This window comes from Paracidovorax sp. MALMAid1276 (genome assembly GCF_049198005.1).
GTDB lineage: Bacteria > Pseudomonadota > Gammaproteobacteria > Burkholderiales > Burkholderiaceae_C > Acidovorax.
Window position 1 is genome coordinate 1 of sequence record NZ_JBMIRS010000141.1, and the last position, 11,637, is coordinate 11,637.

Here is an 11,637-nt window from a genome sequence, read left to right on the forward strand (position 1 = left end):
TTGGGCTCCATCGGGTATTCGCCCAGCAGGCTGCCGTCCTCGGCATACACAAATGCCCAGCCCTGGGCCTGGTGGCTGTCGGTCTGCGGGCTCCACAGGCGCAGCCAGTAGTTTTTGAGGGTTTGCATCAGGCCGCCGGACTGGCCCTGCAAGTCCTCATCGTCGTCCTCGTCACCGAGCAGGGCAATGCGGGGTTGGTGGGCTGACTGGGTTTGGCTGGCGGTGGTGCCTGCGCTGTAGATCACATCGGTCTTGAACACCCGCTGGCCCAGGGCGTTGTGGGCGTAGTGCACGCTGGGGGCGTTGGCACCGTTGCCCAGCGTGGTGCGCGCCAGGCGCCCTGCGCTGTCGTAGTGGTAGTGCGCCAGGCCGTCGCCCAGCTGGTTGCCTGCGGCGTCGTGGCTGTAGGCCACGCTGGTGCTGGCGGTGTTTGTTTGGCCGGTGGCGGGGTCTGTGGCGGTCTGGGTTTGCTCAAACCCCAGCAGGCGGTTGTGGCCGGAGTCGGTGTTGTAGCTGCGGCTGGTGGTGACGGTGGTGGCGGCCGCACCGCCTGCGCTGCGTTCGCTGGTGCTGGAGGTGCGGTTGCCGTTGCTGTCGTATTGGTAGGTGGTGGTGTCCGTGGCCTGGCCGGGGGCGGTGTTTTGCCGGGCAAAGCCGGTGATGCGCCCTGCCGTGTCGTACTGCACAGCCCAGGTGGTGGGCACTTCGTGCACGCTGTGCTCCAGCGGGTTGCTGGTGGCGGGCTGCCACAGGTGCTGGGTGAGGGTGTCGATGCGGCCTGCGGCGTTGTACTGGTAGCTGGCGATTTCGCTGTGGGTGAGCTGGCCTGCGGTGTCGTAGCTGCGGCTGACGCTCAAGGTGGTGCTGCCCAGGCTGCCTTGCAGGTGCCAGGTCCAGCCGGTGGGCTGGCCCAGGGGGTTCCAGGTGATGGCGCTGACCAGGGGCTGGTGGTTCCAGTGCATTGCGCTGAGCTGGCCGGTGCTGTCGTACTGGTGCTGCAGCACTTTGCCGTCGGGGTAGGTGATGCTCTGCAGCTGGCCGGTGCTGGCGCTGTAGGCGTAGCCGACGGTGCGGGTGTTGCCGTTTTTGAGCAGCTGGGTTTTGCGCACGATGCGGCCGTGCGCATCGCGTTGGTAGGTGGTGGTGCCGCTGGCGTCCACGATCTCGCTCAGGTGTCCTTTGCTGGCGCTGGGCTGGCCTGTCTGGTTGTAGGCGGTGCCGGGCAGGTCGTAGCGCAGGGTGATGGTCTGGCTGGCCACGCCGGTTGCGCCGCCCGCGTGGGTGATGCTGGTGGGGCGGCCCAGGCTGTCGCGCACGATGGTGCTGGCCTGGCCCAGGGCGTTGGTGACGCTGCTGGGCAGGCCCAGGCTGTCGTACTGGGCGCTTTGGGTGCCGGCGTCGGGGCTGGCTTCGGTTTTGGCGTTGCCCAGGGCGTCGCGTTCGTACGTGGTGGCCACGCCTTTGAAGTCGCTGGCCTGGGTGACGCTGTCCAGGGCGTTGTAGCTCAGGCTGGCGGTGGCGCTTTGGGCGTTGGTGATGTTTTGCACGCGGCGCAGGGCGTCCAGGCCGTAGTAGGTGGCTTCGCCCAGGGCGTTGGTGGTGCGGGTGTGGTCGCCATTGGCGTCGTAGCCGTAGGTGGTGGCGCCCTGGGGGCCTGCGGTGGTGCTTGCGACGCGGTTGAGGCTGTTGATGCTGCGCGCAAGCTGCCAGGCGGGCTGGCCCTGGGCATTGCGGATTTCCTCTGACGTGCGGTTGCCCATGCCGTCGAGCACGTAGGTGGCGCTGGCGCCGCGGTTGTCCGTCCAGCCGGTGAGGCGCTGGGCGTCGTCGTATTGGTAGCTGACGACGTGGCCGTGGGGCAAGGTGGCGGTGGCGACCTGGCCGCTGGGGCGGTAGGTGAGTGTGGACACCAGGCCGCCGACGTTGCTGGTCAGCATGCGGCCCCGCGCGTCGTAGGTGTAGGTGGTGACGAGGCCGTTGGCCGCCGTGTGGCTGAGCACGCGGCCTGCGCCGTCGTGGGTGTAGGTGTTGACGTGGCCCAGGGCGTTGGTGGACTGGGTGAGGTTGCCTGCGCTGTCGTAGGCGTAGCTGGTCACTGCGCCGTTGGGGGCGGTTTCGGTGGCCACCAGGCCTGAGGGGTGGTAGGTCCAGCTCCACGTACGTGCGGCCTCTCCAGCCTTCACAGTGGCAAGGAAACCAAGTCCACCATCTGGGTCGTTTGTTTCCTGAACGGTGAATTTGCAAAGCAGCGCCAAAGGTAAATCGTCACGCAGTGCTGCCCCCGGGGGCGCGCACTGGGTGGCGATGCTGGCATCGTTGGGCGCGGGTAGGCCGTGGTATGCATAGCTGAGCCATCTGCCCGGTTCAGCCACCATGGATGGTCTTCGCTGGGAGGTATTCCAGCGAATGCTCGTTTTGCGCTGCACACCTGAAGGCGCATAGGTCTGCAAGCTACCAGGACAACCTTGACTCCCCTCTAGGGAAGGTCTGCACGAATCACTTGGAAGTGAGCTACGCCCGTCCGTGAGATAAAGCCTGCCCCGGCAAGGCGACCTAACGCTCTCCAGGCGCCTCCTGGGGGAAGCAGTTCCCCAATTTCGTGGGTATTACGCCTGTTGCGGGCGCACCTGTCCCATCGCCAGCAACTTGTGCCTGACCATCCACAGGTTGGACAGCGCAAACAGCGTGACGATCTGCGCCGTGTTCTTCTTGAGGCCACGGTAGCGCACCTTCACATATCCGAACTGCTGCTTGAGCACCCTGAACGGATGCTCGACCTTGGCCCGGATGCGCGCCTTGGTGCGCTCCAGTCGGTCGATCAGATCATCAAGAGGCTTGTCCTTGTCCAGCGCTCGGCGCAGGCCTGGGCGCATGGCCACGTGCCAGCGCGCGGTTTGCTGGGCATCTGCTCGCTTGTCCACCCCTTGGTAGCCTGCATCGCCAAAGGCGTCTGTCTCCTGCCCATGCAGCAGACTATTGGCCTCGACCACGTCCGAGACGTTGGCAGCCGTGCCCCGCACTGTGTGCACCAGGCCCGAGTCGGCATCCACCCCGATGTGGGCCTTCATGCCAAAGTACCACTCATTGCCTTTCTTGCTCTGGTGCATCTCCGGGTCTCGCGCCTTGCCTTGGTTCTTGGTGGAGGTGGGCGCTGCAATCAGCGTGGCATCCATCACGGTGCCCGCCTTCAATTGCAAACCCTTGGCTTGCAGCAGTGCGTTGACCGTGGCCAGGATTTGTTCGGCCAGCTTGTGGCGCTCCAGCAGGTGCCTGAAGCGCAGGATGCTCGGCAGGTGCCTGAAGCGCAGGATGCTCGATTCGCCGGGGATGTGTTCGTCCCAATGGGACAGCCCTGCGAAGTCACGGAAGGCTGGCACATCATGCAGGGCTTCTTCCATGGCCGGGTCGCTGAGCTTGAACCACTGCTGCATGAAGTGGATGCGCAGCAGTGTTTGCACCGCAAAGGGCTGCTGCCCCCGCCGTCCACTCTCGGGCGCGTAGGGCTCTATCAGTGCCACCAGTTCGGCCCAGGGAACCACCAGCTCCATCGCATCGAGGAATTCGCGCTTCCGTGTGCGCTTGGTGGTGTTGCTCAGGCCCAGGCTGCTTTGCTTCATGCCCGTATTGTCTGGGCTTCAGGCCCTTGCAAGCACATCAATGAGGGATTCGTGCAGAGGATCCCTAGCAGCTATCAATTTAGGAATCTCAAATCAGCTGCATGACGTAGTTTGAGAGGTGCGCGCTTTGGTATGGTGCAGGCCGGAAAAAGCGTAAGACATAAGACCAGCAACTTCTCAGACATTCCTGGGCAGCAAAAGCCACGCGGAGGACCGCTCACATAGCGGAATCAAATCTCAATTTTTGCGATTCTTTTTCAATCCAAATTTGAATTTCTCCTAGAATTTTCTCCACATAACCTGTAGGCAAATCGATATATTCATTATATTTCCCACTCCTATCTCCAAGCAGAACTTTTGATTTTCCGCTTGGCAAACGAACCAACAACATGATGTGACCCTCATCAGCAATCGAAAGCTCGAAAATATCATGCAACGAAAATTTATCTCTGAAATTCTCCATTAATCCAATCTTCCACTTATCTCCATACATCTCACTATATATTTTTTTGTACATCTCTTCTTCTGATTGAAATTCCCCGACTTGATGATCGCCAAACTTCAAAAAAGATGTTATCGCCAAAATTATCGTCCCACTCACCGCCAATTCTTCAAAATTTCCTATATGTATTTTTTTGAAGATAATTCTTGTCCTAATTAAGTTGTAATCATGATCCCCCTTCAACATTAGGCACTCTATAGCAAAGTATTTTTGATCGCCAAAAATCATCAGTCCAGCCTTCCTCTGACGTATGGTGGAATCAAATTACTATTTGATGGAAAAGTACCTGAATAATGCGCCGATCCATCGTTTGTATTGCTAAATCTATAGTACTGCCCCTCATCATTTCTTCCCCACCAATGCCTGGGCGAATTCGGACTATCGGGTACTGATCGATCATAAACAGCCCGGCAATCAGACGGCTCAGGGGTTTTTCGAGGAAGAGGGCGATTAGGATCGTGGGCGGGATTTGGTCTATACGTCGGCTTACCCTCTCCTGCTGGTGGATTCCATCGTGGCAGCCTTCCGCCTCCGCTCACTCCACCCCCACCACCTTCAAGTGGCATTATTTCCACAGGTCTTCTGGAGAAACCGCGTGGATTAAGACCCTCGGAATCTGTCCAAGTTAGTGGGTCACTGTCCACGTAGGCAAATCTGTTGAATCCGCCCTCCAACCCAATCGGATCCCCCTGCGTATACCGCCCCGTCCGGCTGTCATAGCTGCGGAAGTAGTTGTAGTGCAGATTCGACTCCTTGTCGAAGTACTGCCCCGGATACCTCAGGTTGTAGTTCACCTGCGGGACTGCGGTGCTCCCCGTGCTGGGGTTCGTCGTCTCGCCCGTGAACCGGTGGGCCGCCTGCGTGGGCGGCTCATCCCCAAACGCGGAGTACGCCCACTGCCAGGCCACCTGCCCATCTTCCTGCGTGAGCCTTCTGGGCGTGTTCAGGTGGTCTGCATGCACCGCATACTGCCTGCCTTCTCCCACCACCGCAATCGGCAGGGGGCCGCTGGCCGTGGGCAGCCAGATGTGCTGGGCGCCCAGCGTGGGTGGGCTGGCGGGGTTGGGCTCCATCGGGTATTCGCCCAGCAGGCTGCCGTCTTCGGCATACACAAACGCCCAGCCCTGGGCCTGGTGGCTGTCGGTCTGCGGGCTCCACAGGCGCAGCCAGTAGTGCCCGCCGTGCGTGAGGGTTTGAAGGCTCTCAGGTCAGGCCATAAACCCCAAATCCACCGGATAGTCCGCCCGCCCCGCCGCCGCCCCAAAGTTCCGGATGTTGGGCAGCACCTCCGGCAGTTCCGTGGCCGACACCCCAAACCAGCGCGCCAGCGTGGCGGCGTACTGGTCCACCGACGTGCTGGGCAGCAGCCGCCCTTGGCCCACATGCCATTGGTCTTCGGGGGCGGTGGTGTTGGTGTTGCTGACGGGGGGCGCGCTGCCGTAGAAGGCCTTGCCTTTGACGGCGCCGCCCACCATGAAGTGGTGGCTGCCCCAGCCGTGGTCTGATCCGTCGCCGTTGGAGCTGAGGGTGCGGCCAAAGTCGGATGCGGTGAAGGCGGTGACCTTGTCGGCCACGCCCATTTCCACGGTGGCGTTGTAGAAGGCGGTCATGGCTTCGCTCACGCGCTGCATCAGCACGGGTTGCTGGGCGATGAGGTTGTCGTGCAAATCAAACCCGCCCAGCGACACCAGAAACACCTGGCGCTTGCTGCCCAGCGTGTTGCGGGCGCCGATGAGGCGGGCCACCATCTTGAGCTGGTCGGCCAGCGAGTTGCCGGTGGGGAAGGCGGTGTTCAGCGTCACACCGGCCAGGCCGCTGGTGATCTGGCCTTCGGCCGCCACGGCGCGGGCGGTGACGCGGGTGTATTCGTTCTCCAGCGTCTGGCTGCTGGGCTGCTGGATGAGCGAGGTGAGCGCCGCGCGCACGGCGGTCGATCCGTACACGTTGTTCTTCACGCCGTTGATGGCCACGGCGCCGTTGGTGCTGACCTGGTACTGCAGGGCCGAGTCGCCCGAGAGGAACACGGCGTTGCCGGTGACCGAGATGCAGGTGAACAGCGAGTTGCCGTTGGACGACAGGGCCAAGTCGCCGATGTTGCCGCCCCAGCCCACGGTGGAGCCTTCGGGCGAAGACGATTGCCACACCGATTGCTGGTCGTTGTGCGAGAACAGCTTGGGGGGCAGGGGGTAGCTGGCGCGGTCCGAGCTGTTGTATTGCGCGCGGGTGAGCGGCACCACCAGGGGGCCCACGTTGAGCTGCACGGCGGCTTTGCCGCTGTTGAACAGGCCGGCCAGGCCCGTCATGGCCGGGTGCAGCGCGTACTGGCGGCCGCCGGGCAGGGCCGTGGTGGGGTTGAGCAGCGTGGCGGCCAGGTCGGACTTGGCCAGGGCGATGCCACCGGCCGTTTGCCCGCCACCGCCGCCCCGGATGGCGCTGTAGCGGTTGTAGCTGGCGTCGTCATACGTGACCACGGTGTTGGCATAGTCGTTGCCGCCGTACAGGAACACGCAGACCAGGGCTTTGTAGTCGGTGGCGGTGAAGGCGGCGGCTTCGCCGAGGGCTGCCAGGTTGAGCGCAAACGGCAGGGCGGTGCCCGCCAGCCCCAGCTGGGTGGATCGGCGCAGAAACGCGCGGCGGGTGTGGAGTTCGGGTTGGAGCAGGTGCATGGTGCGGGCCTACGGGTGTGGGGGGTCAATCGGTAGCCCGGCGGCTTACTTCTGGATGAGGTACTCAGCCGAGGCCATGACCAGGAAAATGGCGGCGCTGACGCGGTCGAGCTTGGCGTTGTCGGTGCTGGCGGCGGTGACGTTGGTGGACTTCAGCGCGTCGGTGATCAGCTTGACGGTGGCGGCAGACAGCTGGCCTGCGCACATCAGCAGGTTGATGCGGGCCACCAGCGCGTCGGGGTCGGTCACCAGGGCCAGTTCGCTGCTGTAGCTGGCCTTGATGTCGTAGCCGTTGTTGGTGTTGCTGCCGTTGTTGGGCTGGTCAGGCGCGTTCACGTAGATGCCGTTGCGGATGACGCCCTGCATGTAGTTCAGGTAGCCGCCCACGCTGCTTTCGTTGACCAGCTGAAACTCGGGCGCCACGGCGCCGGTGGCCGCCAGCGCGGTGGAGGGCGGCACATAGCCGGGCCGGAAGAAGTTGAACACCGACGGCGAGCGCAGCGGGCTTTGCCCCAGGCGGGTGCCGGGGTCGCCCAGGTTGCCGATCTTCCAGCTGCCAAAGGTGGAGCGGATGCCAAACGTGCGGCCCCATTGCACAAAGCGCAGCATAGGCTCGCGCAGCTTTCCAAAGCCGGGCTGCGTGAGGCCGGCGGGCGCGCGTGCCTCGTCGTCCAGCAGGATGGCCTTGACCACGGCGCGCAGGTCGCCGCGCACGCCGGCGCCGTTGTTGTTGAAGGCGGCGGCCACCCGCGCCACATAGGCGGGCGATGGGTTGCTGGTGACCATGCGCTGGATGAGCTGCTTGCCGATGAAGGGCCCCACATTGGGGTGGTTGAACAGCGTGTCCAGCGCCGTCTTGAGGGCTGCCGCGCCGGGCGTGCTGCCCGCGATGGTGGTGCCCAGAAAGGTGGCGTCGAGCGTGGAGTGGCGTGAGGCGTTGAGCGCCATGGGCAGGCGCGCAAAGGTGGTGCTGGGCACCGTGCGCGTGGTGCCGGGCACGGTGGTGGGCGTGTTCTGCGACTGGTCGTAGTCGTAGCCCGTGAACACCCGCGCCAGGTTGGTCACGTCGCTCTGCGTGTAGCTGTCGATGGGCTTGCCCGCGCCGTCGCGGCGCACGGTGCCGTCGATGTTCAGCGCCGCCAGGCCGATGGTCATGAGCTGCATCACCTCGCGCGCAAAGTTCTCGTCGGGCAGGCGGCCGGTGGCGGGGTTTTCCTTCTGGTTGCCGCGCGTGTTGAGGTAGTAGCCCATCGCGGGGTTCAGCGTCACGTCTTCGATCAGCTGGCGGTAGTTGCCGAAGGCGTTGGTGGCCAGCTGGTCCCAGTAGTGCGCGATGGCGTGGCTGCGCCAGCTGAAGTCGATGCCGGACAGCGACACCACGCAGATTTCAGAAAGCGCCAGCGCCACACGCTTGCGCAGCTGGTCGGACGAGGTCATGAGCTGGTTCCAGATCATGTAGTCGCCGGGGTAGCTGTTGTCGTAGTAAGACGTGGCGCTGTCGATGGTGGCGTAGCCGCGCTGGTTCAGCCAGTCCCAGCCGCGCTGGCCCATGCCGGCGCTGAACTGCATGTCGATCCAGTCGGCATAGGGCATGGAGCGCAGCGTGGCAATGTCGCCCGGCGAGGCGCTGAACTGCGCCTGCAGCAGAAAACGCGCGGCCTCCTGGTCGGACCCGGCCGCAGGGTAGGCGTAGTTGCCCAGCGTGGGGGTGGACGGCGCGGGCGCAGGGCTGGGTGCAGGCGCAGGGCTGGGGGTCGGCGCGGGGCTGGGGGTTGGCGCAGGGGACGGTGATGGTGCAGGCCCTGGGCTGGGTGAGGGACTCACAGGCGCGGGCGATGGGGCTGGAGAGGGGGGGGGGGCGGCAGGGGTTGCGCCCTGCACGTTGCCGTCGCTGCCCCCGCCACCGCAGGCGGCCAGCGCCGTGGATGCAAAAAGTGCCGTCAGCAGAGGGGTGTGGCCGCCTGCTGTGGTGTGGGTGTGGGCCGTGGGGGTGGTGGCGTGTTCCGGGGCCGCTGTCGGGCCCTCGGTGTCCTCGGCGGCGGGGGTGTCCGCGCGAGGCTCCTCGAGTGTGTATTGCATGGTGGTGTGGGGTGAAACACGCGCTGTGCGCCGCGCGCAGCCGCCACTTCAGCACAAGCGCACCCCGGCGCGGCAACACAAGCGTTACCAAACGAAACGCCCACAGGGAGGCCGTTACAAATCCGCCCCGGCGGGTGATGGGCGGCCGCAACACTTGGGAGGTTGGGGCCAGGGTTGTAACGGTTTATTGCCGCGCCGCAGGCCGTGAAAGTGTCCGCTTCCACGCGCTTCATAGGGGCGGCGCATCACCCCATCGGCGGCCGCTGTCAGGCCCGTAGGCCGGTGCTGACGCGCGCTGCTTTGCATCGCCTACGGGCGGCCATTGGATTCATTTCTAGAGTCACCCCCATCGCATCACGCAAGTAGTTCCACGCATTCCGAGTGGATGGCTGAAGCGAATTTTCTGAGGATGCACACCATGAATGAAGACACCGTCAAGGGCAACTGGAAGCAGTTCAAGGGCAAGATGATCGAACAGTGGGGCAAGCTCACGAACGACGACTTCGACGTGATCGATGGCAAGCGCGAACAGTTTCTGGGCAAGCTGCAAGAGCGCCAGGGCCTGGCCCGCGATGCGGCTGAAAAGCAGCTCAAGGAATGGCAGGACCGCCATCCCGACTTCCGCTTCAACGACTGATCCCGCGCCACGCGCCGGAATCTTGAAGTCACCGCGAAAACCCAACAAACGTATCGAACACCGAGGAGAAACACCATGAAATTCGCACGCACGCTGATCGCCACCGTGGCAGCCGGCCTGATGGCCACCTCCGCCTTCGCCATGACCAAGGAAGAGCACAAGGCCGCCAAGGACAGCATCGAGGCCACGTACAAGGCCGACAAGGAGAAGTGCGATGCCCTGCAGGCCAACGCCAAGGACATCTGCCAGAAGGAAGCCAAGGGCAAGGAAAAGGTCGCCAAGGCCGAGCTGGAAGCCCAGTACAAGCCCAGCGCCAAGGCCACCCAGAAAGTTGCCGAAGAGCGCGCAGACGCCGCCTACGACGTTGCCAAGGAAAAGTGCGACGACCTCAAGGGCAATGAAAAGGACGTGTGCGTGAAGGACGCCAAGGCCGCCCACGTGAAGGCCAAGCAAGACGCCAAGGTGGCCGCTGCCCAGGCCAAGCCTGCCGACAGCGCCGCCGAAAAGGCCGCCAACGTGGCCGAGGTGCGCAAGGAAGCCAACACCGAAAAGAACGACGCCAACTACAAGGCCGCCAAGGAGCGCTGCGACGCCATGTCGGGCAATGCCAAGTCGGCCTGCGTGGACGACATGAAGCGCATGTACGGCAAGAGCTGATCGTTCAGCCTGCCTGCCAGACAGCGAGCCAGAGAGCATCCGGCAACGCTGCGCCAGGCGCCATCTCAAAGACGCCCCCGTGTGGGGCGTTTTTGCGTCACGGCACGGTGCAAGGCGCGCACGCTCCGTCGCGATGGCGCGATGGCGCGATGACGCGATGCGGCGGTGCATGCCCTGACCCCTGCATTCCCCGGTGCGCGGGCGCCCGTGCTGTGGCATGCTGACTTTTCCCGCCACGCCACTGCCCGCCATGCTCCCCACCCACGACGCATCGACCGCCGACCTGCCCGCCCCGCCAGACCTTGCTGCGGCCGCCGCAGCCGCAGGGGCGGCCGCCGACGCGCTGGCGAAAAACGAAGACCGGCTGCAGGCGCTGGCGCGCTACGCCATTCTCGACACCCCGATGGAGCCCGCCTTCGACGAGCTGGCCGTCATTGCGGGCCATGTGTGCGGCGCGGCCGTGGCGCTGGTGAGCTTTGTGGACCGCGAGCGCCAGTGGTTCAAGGCCGTGGTGGGCGACATGCCGCCCGAGACCCCGCTCGACCAGTCCGTGTGCCGCCACGCGCTGCTGCAGCCCGGCGTGTTCGTGGTGCCGGACCTGGCGCAAGACCCGCGCTTTGCCAGCATGCGCATCGTGACGCAGGCGCACCCCCTGCGCTTTTATGCCGGCGCCCCGCTGGTCACGCCGGACGGATACGCATTGGGCACGCTGTGTGTGCTGGACCACCAGCCGCGCGACCTGGGCGAGCGCGAGCGCCAAATGCTGGCGGCGCTGGGGCGCCAGGTGGTGCGGCTGCTGGAGCTTGGGCGCGCCAACGAGCGGCAGGGCCAGATGCTGGTGGAGCTGGACGAAGCGCGGCGCCAGATGTCCGTGCTGGCCCACACCGATGCGCTGACCGGGCTGGCCAACCGGCGCTCGTTCACCGAGCGCCTGCGGCAAGAGCTGGCGCTGCTGCAGCGCGGTGGCGAGCCGGCCTGCCTGCTGATGATGGACATCGACCACTTCAAGCGCGTGAACGATGTGCATGGCCACCATGCGGGCGACCAGGCCCTGCAGCTGTTCGCCGGCCTGTGCCGCGACGTGTTCCGCGCGGCCGACGTGGTGAGCCGCTGGGGGGGCGAGGAGTTTCTGGCCCTGCTGCCGGCCACGCGCCTGGAGCAGGCCCAGGCCGTGGCCCAGCGCATCCACGCTGCGCTGGCGCTGCAGCCCGTGCCCGGCGTGGAGCCCCCGCTGCTGCTGACCGTGAGCATGGGCCTGGCCGCTTTCGACCCCCTGAGGCCGCTGGACCTCACCCTGCGCACGCTGGACGCCGCGCTCTACACCGCCAAGCGCGAGGGCCGCAACCGCACGGTGCTGGTGTAGGCGGTTGCTCTATTTTTTATAGCTATCAGCGCTTATGGGATAAGCGCTAAAGCGTGTTTTGCCTGACTATGTACATGCCTCAGATGCCTGCCCCCCATCCGTTCGGGCTGAGCTTG

8 protein-coding genes and 1 pseudogene are annotated in these 11,637 nt (G+C 64.5%); 3 read left to right on the forward strand and 6 right to left on the reverse strand.

Translation table 11 applies throughout. The annotated features are described in order from the left end of the window. The 6 genes and pseudogenes from ACOQFS_RS09600 to ACOQFS_RS09625 all read right to left on the reverse strand — a co-directional run. Positions 1-2,183: pseudogene (locus ACOQFS_RS09600) on the reverse strand (hypothetical protein); the annotation flags it as partial. A 423-nt stretch (positions 2,184-2,606) separates the two neighbouring features. Then, positions 2,607-3,617, reverse strand: a complete 1,011-nt coding sequence (locus ACOQFS_RS09605) for an IS5 family transposase (protein WP_421562670.1) — start codon at positions 3,615-3,617, stop codon at positions 2,607-2,609. Between the two features lie 217 nt (positions 3,618-3,834). Next, a complete protein-coding gene (locus ACOQFS_RS09610; protein ID WP_421562671.1) occupies positions 3,835-4,347 on the reverse strand; it encodes a hypothetical protein in 513 nt (170 codons plus the stop codon). Further along, on the reverse strand, positions 4,347-5,192 hold the full coding sequence (locus ACOQFS_RS09615) for an RHS repeat-associated core domain-containing protein (RefSeq protein ID WP_421562672.1): 846 nt from the start codon (positions 5,190-5,192) through the stop codon (positions 4,347-4,349). The genes ACOQFS_RS09610 and ACOQFS_RS09615 overlap by 1 nt, the downstream gene beginning before the upstream one ends. 135 nt (positions 5,193-5,327) lie before the next feature. Further along, positions 5,328-6,785 carry a DUF1501 domain-containing protein gene (locus ACOQFS_RS09620; protein WP_421562673.1) on the reverse strand — a complete coding sequence of 486 codons (1,458 nt, stop codon included), beginning with the start codon at positions 6,783-6,785 and terminating at the stop codon, positions 5,328-5,330. A gap of 45 nt (positions 6,786-6,830) precedes the next feature. After that, positions 6,831-8,864 carry a DUF1800 domain-containing protein gene (locus ACOQFS_RS09625; protein ID WP_421562674.1) on the reverse strand — a complete coding sequence of 678 codons (2,034 nt, stop codon included), beginning with the start codon at positions 8,862-8,864 and terminating at the stop codon, positions 6,831-6,833. A gap of 418 nt (positions 8,865-9,282) precedes the next feature. On the opposite strand from ACOQFS_RS09625, the gene ACOQFS_RS09630 reads away from it, so the two are divergent. The 3 genes from ACOQFS_RS09630 (at position 9,283) to ACOQFS_RS09640 (ending at position 11,521) form a co-directional block, all read left to right on the forward strand. Next, positions 9,283-9,501, forward strand: a complete 219-nt coding sequence (locus ACOQFS_RS09630; protein WP_409832474.1) for a CsbD family protein — start codon at positions 9,283-9,285, stop codon at positions 9,499-9,501. 75 nt (positions 9,502-9,576) lie between these two features. Continuing rightward, entirely contained in the window at positions 9,577-10,158 is a 582-nt protein-coding gene (locus ACOQFS_RS09635) for a hypothetical protein (protein WP_421562675.1), read from the forward strand. 250 nt (positions 10,159-10,408) lie between these two features. Then, a complete protein-coding gene (locus ACOQFS_RS09640; RefSeq protein ID WP_421562676.1) occupies positions 10,409-11,521 on the forward strand; it encodes a sensor domain-containing diguanylate cyclase in 1,113 nt (370 codons plus the stop codon). Positions 11,522-11,637 lie beyond the last annotated feature (116 nt).